Source organism: Microbacterium azadirachtae, from assembly GCF_000956505.1.
Lineage (GTDB): Bacteria > Actinomycetota > Actinomycetes > Actinomycetales > Microbacteriaceae > Microbacterium > Microbacterium azadirachtae_A.
Map to the genome: position 1 here is coordinate 266647 of NZ_JYIX01000039.1, position 13423 is coordinate 280069.

Consider the following 13423-nt stretch of genomic DNA (forward strand, 5'->3'; position numbering starts at 1 on the left):
GCTCAGCTCGTCAGGGCGATGTTCTGCGGGTCCGCCGGGTCGACGGCGACGCCGTGCGCGGATCCGATCGCGTAGTTGCCGATGAACTGCGCGGCGACCATCTCCCGCTTGGCGACCGTGTACGGCGCGCCGCCCGGGATCGTCACCTCGATGTCGATCAGGTACCAGGCGTTGCCCGCGGTGCGCTCTCCCGTGTCGACGGCACCCGTGATGATGCCGGTCGCCGGCATCCCGACCGCGATCACCCGGTTGAGCTCCTGGCCGTAGGCGTTCAGCACATCGTGATCGGCCTGCATCCGCTCCCGCAGACCAGCGCCTTCCGCGGCGGTGGGCAGGGCGCCGTCGGAGTATCCCGCCTGGGCGAGCTGCTGTGCGGCCAGTTGCTGCGCGGCCTGCGCCTGCGCCGCCATCGACTGCGGGTCCATGCCCGCGAATGCGTTCTTCGCGCGATCGAAGAGTCCCATGATCTGTACCTCCTGTGTGTCCGTGTGGATGCACCCAGGTTGCCGGAGGACGAGCGCTCCCGATCACAGGTTTCCGGGATCAGGGATCGTGACGCGGCGGCGGAGACCAGGTCGCGGAGATCGCCGCCCACATCAGCGGCGAGTGCTCGACGGCGCCGGAGCGCGCCCAGGTCTCGGCGCAGGCGCGCTGCCAGGCGTTGAGCGCCGCGACCGGATCCGCGCTCTCCTGGGCCGCGTCCACCGCGTCGATGGCCGCGCTGAAGGCCGGGGCGTGCTCACCGGCGGCTCGTGCGAACCCCGCGTCGGTGGGCAGCGTCCACCGTGCGGCGGTGACGTGCTCCGCGCCACCGCGGACCAGCGCCGCGACGAGCGCCGTGGGCTCCGCGAAACCGGCGTCTCCGCCGGAGTCGCAGGCCATCAGCGCGACGCGGGCCGGAATCAGCCAGCCGCCGTCGGTGTCGTCCTCCGGCGCTCCGAAGGCGATGTCGGCGGCGGTGAGCGGGCGATGGGCGCCGAGCAGCGCGGCGCGGCCGGTGTGGGCCGGGCCGTCCGAGAGATGCATGCGCACGTCCAGACCGTGGTCGGACGACGACACGTGCCCGACGTAGAGGAAGCGGGATGCATCGGCGAGCAGCGCACGCAGGCGCACCCGGTCGATCGCGCCGCCGAGGAGGGGCTCGGCGCCGCGGGCCCGGGATCCGAGCCGCTCCTGCAGCGCGTCGAGTCCCGCCCCGGTGCCCGCCGGCCCGAGCACCGGGGCGAGCATCCCTCCCGGCACGGGAGGATCCAGCACCGCGACGACCGGACCGTGCGGATCCCAGGCGGAGACGCGCCGCGACGGAGCGTTGCGCACGCCGGCCGGCACGAGCAGAGACACCTCGGCCTCGTGCACCATCCGCCGGTTCTCGTCGACGAGCAGCGCTTCCCAGGGGACCCGGCCGAGCGAGGGCGAGCCCTGGATGCGCAGATGCGGGCGCCGGCCGCGCTCGAGCAGCGCGTTCAGCTCCGCGGCGAGCGGGGCGGGCAGCAGCGCCCCCGCCAGCTCCGCGGACAGTCCACGTTCGCGGTCCGGATCGGCGAGTGGTCCGCGGAAAGCTCGGTCGAGAGCGGCGGAGACGCTCTCGCCGGGCCGGGGCGAGGGCACCGACTCGTCCAGCCGGTCGAGCGCGGGCTGCACCGCGGCGCGGGGGATCGCGTAGGCGCGCGGCCGCTCCGGCGCATGCTCCCACCGCCACGTGACGTAGAGATCGCCGACGTCGGCGTACTTGAGCTGCACGCGCGGGTGGTCCGGCGCGCCTTCGGCGACATCTCCCGCGCCCCCGCGTTCACCAGGCATCGACGGCCTCCGCGGAGCGGATGGCGACCCCGTAGCGACGTTCGGATTCGGCGATCCAGACCCGGAACGACTCGTCGCCGGGCAGCGCCCGCACGAACGGCGGCGGTGCTCCTCCGCCCGCGGCGCTCGGGGAGACGGTACCGGCCTCCCCGGATGCGGCCAGGGCGTACGGCGCTTCGAGGACGGCGAAGCGGACGCGGTCGTTCTCCGGTGCGCGCTCCGAGGCCGATGAGGAGGGCGCGAAGGCGTCGAGAGAAGGCGAGGAGCAGAGGAACTCGATCACCTCTACGGCGAGGCGGGTCTCGGCGAGCGCGCTGATGCTCTGCAGAGCGACCTCGAAGGCGACCGTCGAGACCGTGCGGATCCACCGCTCCCGCATCGGTCCTGCCGCGAATCGCCCGCGCAGCGCGTCCGTCGCGAGAGCGGCGGGCAGCGCGAGATCGAGTGCGGCGCGCCGCATGCGCTGCTTCTCCGCGGGGAACAGCGAGCGCTCGGCGGCCGTGAGCGCTGCGACAGCCCGGCGCACGTCGACCCGTGCGGCCTCGTGCAGGGCGCCGGTCGATGCGCAGACCGCGCGTGCCCTCCGGTAGGCGGCATCAGCGGCGGGGAAGCGCCATTGCGCGACGAGGGTGTCGCCGAGCAGCAGTTCCGCCTGGAACTGCGCCCACACGTCGCCCTGCGCGAGGACCTCCGCACGCACCTGTTCGACGAGCCGGCGTGCGGCGGCCAGCTTGCCCCGGGCGAGCAGCACGGCGGCGCGCCCGAGCCGGGACACCGCGGCGGAACGAGGGTCGCCGCCGTGCCGGTAGCCCTCCTCCGCCGCGAGGAAGCGCTCTTCGGCGGCATCGACCTCGCCGCGGTCGAGCAGCAGCCGCGCGAGGTTCTCCTCCGTGCGCGCCGCGGCGATCGGACCGGTCGCCTGGAGCTGCCGCGCAATCTGCAGCTGCTCGGCGGCGAGACGCGGGTCCCCGGTCCGGTGGGCGAGCGCGGCGAGGCCGGAGTACGCGTACGAGGCGAGACGCGGTTCGTGCGCCAGCGCCGTGCTCAGGGCGGCCCGGAAGGCGACCTCGGCGTCGGCGAAGCGCTCCCGATCGAGCAGGATCCCGCCGAGCGTGTTGTGACGTCCGAAGATCAGCAGCGGCGGCGTCGCGTGGTCGAACTCCGCGCCGAGCGCCTCGAGGTCATGCAGCGCCTCCGTCGAGCGGCCGACCAGCGCGAGCGTCTGCGCGCGATTGATCACGGCCCCGAAACGCACCTCAGGGGTGCGACGGGCGGATCCGATCGCCGCCTCGGCGGCCGTGCAGGCGGCGATCGCCCTCGTGGCGAAGTCGATCGCCGCAGGGGCGTCCCCGCGTGCTTCCGCGATCGCGGAGAGATTGGACAGGGCTCGGCCGCGCAGGTCGAGGCCCACCGCGTCGACGTCCGCCACGTCGGTGGCCGCCAGGATGCGGCGGGTGACGGGCTCGGCCGCGATCGGACCGCCGGACCCGTATGCGGTGCCGAGCTCGGCGAAGAGCGGCTCGACGTGCTGCCATCGGGCCGGAAGGCTCCCGGAGCCGGGCAGGCCGAGGACCCGGGCGTCGAAGGATCCGCCTTTCCCGCCTGTCGACTCGGTCCCCGTCATCGCCTCGCGGCCTCCTGCTCGGCGAGGAGCACGGCCTGATCCGGGATCCCCGTCTCGCCGATCTCGGCCTCCCGTGCGCGGCCGAGGCGCTCGCGGGCGAGGGCGAGGAGCGCTCCCGCGTCCACGTCGCGGCGGCCGCGATACCCGCGCGAGGCGAGAGCGAGCGTGCGCGCGGCGGGAGGCGTGAGCAGGATGGTGGCGGGAGCGGCGACGCTGCCCGTGAAATGCCCGGGCTGGGGCCTGAGGGCCAGCGCGACGCCCGCGAACACGGCGTCGAGCGGGCCCGGATCCGCGGCGGAGGTCGACGGCGCACGCGGGACGGAGATCTCCAGCACGACGTGGGATTCCGCGGAGCGCACCTGCCAGTGCGCCGATCCCGCGGCGTCGACCGTGCCCGGCGCGAACGCGGAGAGATCCAGCGGCTCCGTGCCCTCCGCGAGCACGTCCGCGGCGGAGCGCGCGGTCGCGGAGGCGGCGAGAGCGAAGTCCTCGCGTGCCGGCATCGCGGCGCTGCCCGCGGTGATGCCGCGGTCCGCGGCCGCCTCCTCGACCCGGGCCTCGAGCGCGGCCAGCGCGGGAAGCACGGCGGCGTCGATCCCCGGCGCGAGCCGGAGCGCACGCGCGGCGGTCAGGCCGTCGGCGAGTGCCATGAGCAGCAGCTCATCGCCGTCGAGCACGTGCTCCACCGCGATGAGCGCATCCGCCCGCTCCACGGCGAGGATCCGCGGATCGAGCGGCGGGATGCCCGCGAGCGACGAGGCTGGCCACCACGCTGCCGCCCAGGTCGCCAGCGCCGCGCGCCGAGCGTGGTCGAGCGCGGGAGCGGGAGCGGGCGCGAAGGATCCCGTCCGTTCCAGGAGCACCGGAACCGCGTCGGGACCGTAGACCTGCCAGGCGACGTCGAGGGCGAGGGCGGGATCCCACACGGTCGCCGTCGGTGGTCCGGCGGGATCGGCTGCGTCCCAGACCAGGAGCGCGCCCGCCGTCTCGAGCAGCGCCGCCTGCGCGTGCGCGGGCGGCACCGGGCCGATCCGCAGACCCTCCGACGTGCGGGTCGTGTGCAGGATCATGCCGCCTCCTCGAGCGCGTCGCGGCCGATCGACGTCTTCACGATCCCGCGCCGGTCCAGGATCACGGAACGCAGCGCGCCGTCGAGCAGCGCCCAGACATCCTCCGCCTGCACCGCGCCGCCGCGCAGCTCGCGTCCGTGCAGCCGCACCCAGAGACGACGCAGCACGGCCTCGCGCACACCGCGCGCCGCGGCGGGGTCCTCCTTGAGGCGCAGTGCGTGGTGGACGAACGGCTCGCGTCGCCATCGTCCGTGCAGGCGCCGGGCGGCGTCGGTCGTCCCGGCCGGCCCCGGGTCGACGAGTGCGGCGGGGGAGGGCGCGGATCCCGTCTCCGACGCGGGATCCGCGAGCACGGCGGACGCTTCGGCCGCGGCGAGCAGCACGACTCTGCTCCGCTCCTCGGTGAGCTGCCACGCGCCCGCGGTACGACGGATCTCGTCGTGCACGACGTCGTCGAGGACGTCGCCGCTGTCCGCGACGGCCGCGAACGACGCGAACAGCCGTTCGAACAGCGTTCTGTCGAACGGCGGTGGCATCGCGGTCTTCGTGGCGCTCGTCCCCGGCTCCGGGGGCAGGGGGAGCTCCTTGGCTGTCAGTCCCAGCACCCTGGCGGCCCCTGGACGATCCGCCGGCGGTGCGCCGGCGGACCCGCTGCGGGACGCGACGAGGGTGGCGAAATCCCCGGCCCCGGAACCGTTCGCGCAGGAGTCCAGCAGCCGGCGCAGGGCATCGTGCGCGACCTCGTCCTCCGGCACCGTCCTGCGCGCCCATGCTTCCGCGATCTCCTGCCCCACTCGTGCGGCGACCGCGGGATCGCTCAGATGCGCGCGCAGGTCGGCGATGCCGGGGCGGGTGTCGTCGTGCACCTCGGCCAGCGTGGCGGCGGCGATGACTGCGGCGTCGTGCGCCGGGGAACCATGGCGGCGGGCCAGTTCGAACGCCCGCTGGAAGTAGAGATCCTGGGGGTTGCCCCGGGTGATCCCGGCACGGCGGCGTGCGCGCTTCAGAGCGGTGAACCAGGCGGCCGTCGCCGCGAGATCCGACCGTGCGGCAAGGAGAAGCGCCTCCAGCTCGCCTGCGGACTCGTCCGAGAGCACGGCATGCGCGAGATGCGGGCGTGCGGACGGCCGGATCACCAGCGGGTCGATCAGGAGCTTGGTCGTGCGGGCCAGCGGAACGCCGGTGGGACTCGTGAGAGGACCGACTCCGTCGAGCCTTCCCCACGCACGCGCGATCACGAGACTGCGCGGCAGACCGCGCACCGGCGGACCGGGCGGTCGGGCGTCGGCGGTCATGCGGGGATCCTATCGAGCGCGCGCTCAGTCGGTCAGCAGCGCCTCGAACTCGGCCTTCACGTCGGCGCGATAGGCATCCGTGTCGAGGGAGGCCGGAGGCACCTCGCCGTCGAGGACCGCCCTCATCCCCGCCGCGAGCGCGTCGTCGTCCTGCTTCACGATGCGGATCGCGCCCTGGGGCAGCGCGCCGTAGACGGATCCGAACGAGGTGGACACGATCGGCAATCCGCAGATCGCCGCCTCGATGAGCACCATCGGCTGCCCCTCGTAGAGGCTGGACAGCACGAAGCAGTCGGAGGCGGCGAGCAGCGCGTAGGGGTTCCGCTGCGGGCCGGTGAGGAACGCCGCGTCGTCCAGGCCCGCGTCGTCGATCTGCCGCTGCAGCTCGTCCTGCAGCGGACCTCCGCCGACGATGAGCAGCCGCGCCTCGGGATGCGCGCGGTGCACGGCGAGGAACGACCGGATCAGGCGCGCGTGGTTCTTCTCGGGGGAGAGACGGCCCACCGTGACGAACCAGCGCAGTTCGCCCTCATCGGCCTGGAGCGCCTCGTACCACGCCGGGCGGGGCGGGATCTCCCTGTCGGCGGCCTCGTACTGGGCGTCGGACTCGGAGAAGAACTCGCTCAGCGGCCGGCGGGCGCCGCGCACGACGTGCTCCACGTCGGGGAAGTTGCGCACCGTGCGGAAGCGGTCCGCGGGCGCGTACTCGGCGAGCTCGATGCGGTTCAGCTCGGTGAGCTGGTGCGACACGGAGACCAGCTGGTCGTATTCGGAGTACATCGAGAACACGGCGCCGAGACCGCGCTTCATGCTGGCCTTGCCGTTCACCGTGCGCTCGCGGTCGGACGCCATCTCGTTGTGCATCCAGATCGCGCGCACGGGATCCGGCCCGCCCTCGCTCACGGCGGGGGCGTGCAGCAGCAGCGTGGTCCAGACGGGACCGTAACCGCTGAAGTCGGCGACCCAGTCGAAACGGGCGTCGCCGAAGACGCGCATCCATTCCGCCGTCCACAGCTCCTCGTGCCAGGGCTCCGCGCCCGGAGTGCGCGGGGCGCCGCGCCATTCGTCGATGCGCCGGCGCAGGTGCACGGCCTTCGACCCGTTCATTCCGCCGACCCGGAACACCTGCCGCACCTCGGCGGGGATCCGCGCCTGCGTGAGCGGATCGGTGCTGAGCCGCCTCCTCGGCAGCAGCGCGGTGACGTCGTAGCGGGTGTGATCGATCGCGCCGAGGAGGTTGAGCGCGCTCGTGGTGATGCCGTTCGGCTTCATGCCGCCGAGGTAGACGAGCAGGCGCTTGCGGCCGTCGTGCGCGGTGGGGCGGGCGCGGTAGCCCTCCCTGGCGCCGCCGAAGACGATGTCGATGACGCGGGCCGTCACGCCGCCGTCCTCGAACGGGGCGAAACGCTCGGCCCAGGAGGCGTACTGCGGATGCGGGTCCGCGCCGTCCAGGAGCGCCCCGAGGGCGCGGCCGGTCTCTGCGGGGTCGTCCGCCACCGGCCCCGGCAGCGTGTCGAGCGGCATGTAGGTTCCGCGGCCCGACGAGTACAGGTCGGCGTCGGGAGTGAAGAACGCGATGGGACGGCCCGTCGCCAGGTAGTCGAAGAAGATCGACGAGTAGTCGGTGACGAGGCCCGCCGAGGCTCCCAGCAGCACGTTCGAAGGGATCGAGTTCGGTGCGAGGGTGCGTGCGAGCTCCGGCCGTGCCGAGGCGTGCGCGTGCACGATCTGGTGGGTCTTCAGCACGACGACGCGGTCGTCCCCGACGCCGGCCTGCAGCGCCGCGAGCTGGGCGGCAAGCTCGTCGATGTTGTCCTCAGGGTCGTCGAACGAGGTGCCGCGCCAGGTGGGTGCGAACAGCACGATCGGCTTGTCGCCGAGCACGACGCCGCTGCCCTCCAGCTCCGCCCGCACGGCCGCTTCGGCGGCGGCGTCGAGGCGCTGCCGGTCGATGCGGGGGTAGCCCTCCTCGATGAGCGTGCCGGGGTAGACGTTGGTGAGCCGGTAGGCGCCCTCGTACATGGTCTCTGCCATGAACGGGTTCGCCGCGAGGAGGTAGTCCGACATCAGGAAGTTGCGCAGCGTGTTGGCCGACTGCACGGCGCCCGACGGCATGTCGAAGCCCATGAGCTTGAGCGGCGTGCCGTGCCAGGTGTTCAGGTACACCTGGCCCTCCCGCTTGCTGAACCAGGTCGGGAACGTCGCGTTGTTGATCAGCCAGCCGCTCACCGCGAGCGCCTGGCGGTAGGAGGCGGATCCGCGGCGCACGAACGAGACCCGCCGGTCGCCGGCGAACTCGGCCCGGAAGCGCTCGATCGCGTCGTCGTCGGCCAGTGCCCAGACGTGCGTCAGACGGGCGTACGCGGGGTCGGTCAGCAGGTGGCGGAAGATCGCCTCCGGGTTGCACAGCATGCCGTTTCCGGCGAAGGACTCGTAGAGGACCTGATCGGGCCGCACGGGTCGGGAGCGCCAGAACGCGATGCGCTCCGCGTCGACGGCGCGCTTCAGGCGTCGGGCGGTGGAGCGGAGGCGCCGCGCGGAGGATCCGAGGCGCCGCGCGGAGGAGGAGAGAGACACGCTTCAAGGATATTAGGCGCATGCCGGGCGAACACTCGGAGAACGGTGGGTGACGGCCCGGTGACGGGCGCGGCCATCGCCGGGAGGTGCGGCTCGCCCGGCGATGGCCTCGGAGGGGATGCCAAGACGCACACGCTACGCTCGGGCGTCGTGACCAGTCAGGCCCTGCACCGTGCGGCGGCCCAGGAGACCCCTGACGCGGCGGAGCGGCTCGCCGATCCTCGCCGGCTCGGGCTGTGGGCGGCGCTCGTCGGGCTGTTCGCGGTCGCCGCGAGCGCGGCCGGATCCTGGATCCCTTCGCTGTGGGGCGATGAGGCTGCGACCCTCATGTCCGCGACGCGGCCGCTGCCGTCGCTCGTGCACATGCTGAGCTACGTCGACGCGGTGCACGGGCTGTACTATTTCGGGCTGCACGCGTGGATCGACGTGTTCGGGCCCAGCGCCTTCTCCATCCGCTTCCCCTCTGCCCTCGCGATGGGCGTGTGCGCCGCCGCGGTCGTGTGGATGTGCGGCCGCTTCGGATCACTGCGCTTCGCGGTGCTCGCCGGCGTCTTCACCGCGATCCTGCCGCGGCTGATCTTCGCAGGGGAGGAAGCCCGCTCCTACGCGATGACGGCGGCGCTCGCCGCGGTGCTGTGCGCGATCCTCATCGAGATCGCCCGCCGTGACTCCCGGGCTCTCGGCGGCTGGGTCGCGTACACGGCCGTGCTCGCGGTCGGGATCTGGCTCTTCCTCTACGTCGCCCTCATGGTGCCGGCCATCGTCGTGATCGTGCTGTGCTGCCCGCCCCTGCGGAGGCGCTGGCGGGCGGCGGCGGTGAGCACCGCCGTGGCGCTCGTGCTCGCCTCTCCGCTGGCCTGGTTCGGGTACATGCAGCGTCGGCAGATCGCGTTCCTCGCCGTGCGCGAGTCGATCACGCCCGAGGTCGTGCTGCGCAACATGTGGTTCCAGGAGTGGTGGTTCGCCGTCATCGCCTGGGCGCTGATCCTCGTCGCCGTGATCTTCTTCGCCCTGGAAGCGGCGCGTGTCCGCCGCTCCGGCACCCGGCTGGGCCTGCGGCTGGAGACCGTCGCGCTGAGCTGGATGGTCGTGCCGATGGGGATCCTGATCGCCGCGAGCCCGTTCGTGTCCGGCTACACCGCCCGCTACGGCACGTTCTCGGCCCCTGCGGTGGCGATCGTGATGGCGCTCGGCGTGCGCCGGCTCGCCCGGCTCCCGCGCCGGCGGCTGGGCAAGGCGCTCGCGGCTGTCTCTGTCGCCGCGGTCCTGATCGCGGCGGTGCCCGTGGCGGCGCTGCAGCGCGGGCCGTACGCGAAGAACCAGTCGGACTGGAACGACATCGCCGCCTTCATCAGTGCGAACGCCGTCCCGGGGGACGGCATCGTGTTCGACGACGGCGCCCGGCCGTCCCAGCGCACCCGGCTCGCCAAGGCGACGGATCCGACGGCGTTCCGCAACGTCACGGACCTGCTGCTGAAGACGCCGTTCCAGAAGTCCTACACCTGGTACGACCAGACCTACGGGATCCCGCGTGCGTCCGGGATGGGGCGCTTCGAGGGCGTCGACCGCGTCTGGGTCGTCGAGCTGAAGTTCGACGGCGTCGAGGACACCTGGGGCCTCGGGCAGCTGCAGTCGCTCGGCTACCACGAGACCCGCCGTGTCGACGGTGCGGGGAGCGTGATCCTGCTCTACGAGCGGTGATCGGCGGGTCCGCCCCTGGTGGTCGAGCGCCCTTCGTCTCGTCGCTGCGCTCCTCGCTCAGGGACCGATCCACGGAGCGGTCCCTGAGCGGGCGAAGCGAGACGAAGGGCGCTCACGACCCCCGGGGAGACTCAACGACCCTGGGGGAGGGAGGCGAAGGCCGTGGCGTGGTCGACCCCTCGGACGACCGTCGTGCGCACCCGCGCGGTGAGGAACGCCTCCGGTCCGTCGCGGAACGGATCCCCGTCCAGGACCACGAAGTCGGCCGCCGCCCCTGCGCGGAGCACGCCGAGCTCGCCCTCCCAGCCGCATGCGAAGGCGGCGTCGCGGGTGGCGCGGCGCACCGCGTCGGCGATCGCCATCGCGTTGCCGGGGACGTTCGCCGCCAGGGCAGGATCGAACGCCGAGCGCCGGGTCGTGGCGATGAACAGGTTCGGCAGCGGGTCGAACGGCGCGGTCGGGGCGTCCGTTCCGAGCGCGAGCGTCGCGCCCGCCTCGGCGAACTCGGCCCAGGGGTAGCCGCGCTCGACGCGGTCGTCGCCGAGCATCGCCCGCCAGTTGTCCTGGATCGCGGGATCGGAGTGCACGGGCTGCATCGACGCGATGACCCCGAGCCGTGCCAGGCGCAGCGGGGTCGCGTGGTCCACGGTCTCCAGGTGCTCGATGCGGTGGCGCCGCTCGGCGCGCGGGCCGTTCGCGGCGACCGCGGCCTCGAGCGCGTCCAGGGCGAGCGCGGAGGCGGCGTCGCCGATCGCGTGCATGGCGATCTGCAGCCCCGCCGCATCGGCGCGGGTGACGACGGCTGTGAGCGAGGGCAGATCCCAGAGCGCCTCCGGCTGCGATCCGTCGGCGAAGGGGGCGTGCATCGCGGCCGTGCAGCTGTCGATCACGCCGTCGACGAAGAGCTTGATGCCGGAGATCCGCAATCCGGGTCCGGTGTGCGCGCGGTGCAGCGCGATCGCCCGGTCCACGGCGGCCGCATCGCCCTCCGCGGTCCCGGTGCGGTACACCGCCCAGTGCGCGGCGACGTGCATCGGCAGCCAGCCGCCGTGCCGCTCCTGCACGGCGAGTATCGCGCGCAGGTCGGGTTCGGTGAGGGCCATGTCGACCGCGGCGGTGACACCCGCGTCGAGGTAGGTGCGCAGCGCGGCCTCGAAGTGCGCCTCCCTGTCGTCGTCGCTCGTGAGGGCGTCGAGCCGCTCGCGCAGGAAGGCGAACACCGCGTTCTCGAGCAGCATGCCGGTGGCGTGCCCGTCGGCGTCGCGCTGGATCGTGCCGCCGAGGGGATCCGGCGTCTCGTCGTCGATGCCGAGTTCTGCGAGGGCGGCGGAGTTCACCCATGCGGAGTGGTTGTCGTTCGCGTGCAGGTACACGGGTCGGTCGGCGACCGCGGCATCGATCATCTCGCGGTGCGGGGCCTTTCCGCCGAGGCTCGAGAACAGCCAGCTGCGGCCCTGGATGCGCGGGGCGGCGGGATCGGCCGCGGCCGCGGCGGAGACCCGCTTCTGGATCTCGGCGAGATCGGATGCGTCGTGCAGATCCACCTGTTCGAGCGATTCGCCGAGACCGACCAGGTGCGTGTGGGCATCCACGATGCCGGGGATCACCAGCGCGCCGTCGAGCTCGATCACGGTGTCCGCCGCGAGGGCGTCGGCGGTGACCGTGTCCCCGACGAAGACGAGGCGTCCATCCCGGACGAGGAGCGACTGCGCCCACGGATCCGTGTCGGAGGTGAAGATCGCGCCGCCGCGGTAATGGGTGGTGTGCGTGTCGTGGGAGGTCATGTGTTCTGGTCCTTCTTTCCGGATCCGTGGGTCACAGCGAGGCCTGGGAGCGGGCGGAGCTCCGCACCAGGGCGAGGTACAGGACGAACGGCACGATCAGTCCGACGGGGACCGACAGGTCGATCCCGCCGAGGGGCGCGGCGACCGGGCCGACGTAGACGAGCGTCGCGCTGCAGAGCAACGCCGCGCCGATGCCGGCGAGCACCGCGACCGCGCCGGCGACGTGCACGCCCCCGGTGAACCAGAACCGGCTGCCCCGGCTGTCGTCCGCGAGCGCGGACCCGTCGTAGCGGTTGCGCCGCCACAGCATGTCGGCGAGGTAGACGCCCATGACCGGCGCGAGGATCGTGACCGCGAGCTGCAGGGCGCTCGAGACGCTGTCGAGGAAGTTCCACACCAGGAGCGCGAACAGGGTCATCAGCACGCCGACCGTGCCGTCCAGCAGCACGGTGCGCGAGCGCGGAAGGCGGATCCCGATGGCCTGCAGGGCGAGGCCTGAGCTGTACGCGGTCATGGCGTTGTTGGCGATCGTGCCGACGATCACCGAGATGAGGAAGATCGGGGCGAACCAGCCGGGCAGGAACTTCTCCAGGCCGGCCTCCGGATCCGACATGTCCACCGCGCTCGCGGCCAGGGCGCCGACGAACGTGGCGAGCACGCCGGGGATGACCATGCCGAGCGTGGTCCACAGGGCGACGTCGCGCACGCGCGTGCTCGCCGGGAGGTAGCGCGCGAAGTCGGCGCTGTTCGTGTAGGACAGTGGCCCCGACGCGACCAGCGCGACGCCCGCGGCCATCATCGCGACGAGTCCCAGGCCGTGCAGCGGTTCGGCCGGCGTGTAGCTCCAGCGCGCGCCACCCACGACGAACACGGCCATCACGGCGAAGATCACCGCGAGCAGGATCGCGAGCGGCTGGTACAGGCGCATGATCAGGCCGTGCCCGTAGACGCTGATCACCATGGTGGCGGCGGCGATCACGATCGCGCTGATCGCGATCGTCCAGCCGTTCGAGGGGACGCCGAGCCGGCCGAGCAGCCCGACCGCGACGGTCGTGGCCGCGGCCCAGTTGATCGCGAGGTAGCAGACGCTGATCAGCCAGCCCGCGATCGCGACGTTGAACCGGTTCCCGGTGATGCCGTACATGGCGCGCGTGATCACCTCGCTGGGCGTGCCGGCGGCAGGGCCGGATGCGGCCACGATGCCGGTGATGATCGAGAACAGGTTGCCGATCACGATCACGATCAGCGCCTGCCACAGGGTGAGTCCCAGCAGCATCAGGGTGACGCCGATGACGACGGCGAGGAAGTTCACATTGGGCGCCGCCCACACCGCGAACAGGTCGCGGGCGCGGCCGTGGCGCTCGGCGTCGGGGATGTAGTCGATGCCGTGGGTCTCCACGCGCACGGCGCTGTCGGTGGGCACGGGGTGGGTCAGGGCGGGAGTGGAATCGGTCACGGGGGGTGTCGTCGGCGACATGGATCCTCCAGGGCGAAAGGTCGGGTGCGCGACATCCTTGTTCGCGCTCGACACGCAACGCTAAAGATCCAAAACGATTTGGACAAGCGGATTCC

9 protein-coding genes are annotated in these 13423 nt (G+C 72.9%); 1 reads left to right on the forward strand and 8 read right to left on the reverse strand.

The window, feature by feature from the left end; all coding sequences use genetic code 11:
- Positions 1-2: 2 nt before the first annotated feature.
- From RS86_RS17515 to RS86_RS17540, 6 genes are all read right to left on the reverse strand, one after another.
- Positions 3-464, reverse strand: coding sequence for a hypothetical protein (locus RS86_RS17515; RefSeq protein ID WP_045273520.1), 462 nt, complete (start codon positions 462-464; stop codon positions 3-5).
- Positions 465-543: 79 nt separating this feature from the next.
- On the reverse strand, positions 544-1800 hold the full coding sequence (locus tag RS86_RS17520; protein WP_045273521.1) for a CHAT domain-containing protein: 1257 nt from the start codon (positions 1798-1800) through the stop codon (positions 544-546).
- Complete coding sequence (locus RS86_RS17525; RefSeq protein WP_045273522.1) at positions 1790-3424, reverse strand: tetratricopeptide repeat protein; 1635 nt, start codon at positions 3422-3424, stop codon at positions 1790-1792. Before RS86_RS17525 ends, RS86_RS17520 begins: the two co-directional genes overlap by 11 nt.
- Positions 3421-4494, reverse strand: a complete 1074-nt coding sequence (locus RS86_RS17530) for a hypothetical protein (protein ID WP_045273523.1) — start codon at positions 4492-4494, stop codon at positions 3421-3423. Before RS86_RS17530 ends, RS86_RS17525 begins: the two co-directional genes overlap by 4 nt.
- Complete coding sequence (locus RS86_RS17535; protein ID WP_045273524.1) at positions 4491-5789, reverse strand: hypothetical protein; 1299 nt, start codon at positions 5787-5789, stop codon at positions 4491-4493. The genes RS86_RS17530 and RS86_RS17535 overlap by 4 nt, the downstream gene beginning before the upstream one ends.
- Positions 5790-5813: 24 nt before the next feature.
- Complete coding sequence (locus tag RS86_RS17540; RefSeq protein ID WP_082076869.1) at positions 5814-8366, reverse strand: glycosyltransferase; 2553 nt, start codon at positions 8364-8366, stop codon at positions 5814-5816.
- 150 nt (positions 8367-8516) lie between these two features.
- Between RS86_RS17540 and RS86_RS17545 the strand changes: the two genes are divergently transcribed.
- Positions 8517-10067 carry a glycosyltransferase family 39 protein gene (locus RS86_RS17545; RefSeq protein ID WP_152642222.1) on the forward strand — a complete coding sequence of 517 codons (1551 nt, stop codon included), beginning with the start codon at positions 8517-8519 and terminating at the stop codon, positions 10065-10067.
- Positions 10068-10198: 131 nt separating this feature from the next.
- On the opposite strand, the gene RS86_RS17550 is transcribed toward RS86_RS17545, so the two are convergent.
- Complete coding sequence (locus RS86_RS17550; RefSeq protein ID WP_045273525.1) at positions 10199-11851, reverse strand: amidohydrolase; 1653 nt, start codon at positions 11849-11851, stop codon at positions 10199-10201.
- Positions 11852-11882: 31 nt separating this feature from the next.
- Entirely contained in the window at positions 11883-13307 is a 1425-nt protein-coding gene (locus RS86_RS17555; RefSeq protein WP_200892832.1) for a purine-cytosine permease family protein, read from the reverse strand.
- Between the last annotated feature and the right edge of the window lie 116 nt (positions 13308-13423).

Bases quoted from the DNA above. Each gene is read 5' to 3' on its own strand.
- RS86_RS17530 (WP_045273523.1), bottom strand. From the start codon at position 4,494: ATGATCCTGCACACGACCCGCACGTCGGAGGGTCTGCGGATCGGCCCG.
- RS86_RS17520 (WP_045273521.1), bottom strand. From the start codon at position 1,800: ATGCCTGGTGAACGCGGGGGCGCGGGAGATGTCGCCGAAGGCGCGCCG.
- RS86_RS17515 (WP_045273520.1), bottom strand. From the start codon at position 464: ATGGGACTCTTCGATCGCGCGAAGAACGCATTCGCGGGCATGGACCCG.
- RS86_RS17535 (WP_045273524.1), bottom strand. From the start codon at position 5,789: ATGACCGCCGACGCCCGACCGCCCGGTCCGCCGGTGCGCGGTCTGCCG.
- RS86_RS17550 (WP_045273525.1), bottom strand. From the start codon at position 11,851: ATGACCTCCCACGACACGCACACCACCCATTACCGCGGCGGCGCGATC.
- RS86_RS17525 (WP_045273522.1), bottom strand. From the start codon at position 3,424: ATGACGGGGACCGAGTCGACAGGCGGGAAAGGCGGATCCTTCGACGCC.